Source organism: Brevundimonas sp. CURTG3B2_SDJG (assembly GCF_057364705.1).
This window is the reverse complement of sequence record NZ_JBNFOJ010000566.1, coordinates 1-650: the sequence shown is the minus strand read 5'-3', so window position 1 is coordinate 650 and position 650 is coordinate 1. Positions and strand designations below refer to the sequence as shown.

Annotated in this window: 1 pseudogene; it reads left to right on the top strand. The window is 74.3% G+C overall.

The features are described 5' to 3' along the window. Positions 1 to 78: 78 nt before the first annotated feature. Positions 79 to 539: pseudogene (locus tag AC2W7C_RS18695) on the top strand (Tim44/TimA family putative adaptor protein). Positions 540 to 650: the final 111 nt, after the last annotated feature.

The window sequence follows — 650 nt, the reverse complement described above, 5'->3', positions numbered from 1 at the left end:
TGACGCTCGCCCAACGCCTGAAATCCTCCGCCGGCCGCCGCGGCCGCGGCGAGCGAGACGGCGGGGGCCCGGTCCAATGTGCTGGACGCGGTGACCCTGGCCTCCATCGCCGGATTGAAGGCCCGTGACCCCGGTTTCGACCCGCTGCGCTTCCTGGAAGGCGCGCGTCAGGCGCACGAGACGATCGTGCGCGCCTATGCGGCCGGCGACCGGGAGACGCTGAAGCCGCTGCTGACCCCCGCGGTGATGAGCTCGTTCGAGGCCGGCATCGCCGCGCGCGAGGCTCGGGGCGAGACCGAGACGGCCGAGTTCGTCCACCCGCCCGGGGCCGACCTGGAGCTGGCCACCGCCAGGAGAACCGGGCGGTGACGCGGGTCCGTTTCCTGGCCGAGCTGCGCAACCGGGTGAAGCCCGCCAGCGAAGAGGCCGAGGAGCAGGTCGAGGAGCGCCGGGTCGCCGAGGTCTGGACCTTCGAGCGGACCCTGGGCGCCAGCGATCCCAACTGGGTCCTGGCCCGCACCGAGCCCGCCACGGCGTGACGTCAGGCATGGCCGCCGCCCCCCGCGTCCGCTCCGCGGTCCGGTTCGCGGCCGTTTCCGCGATCCTGAGCCTGATGGCCGCCTGCGCCACCGCCCCAGTCCCAGGACCGA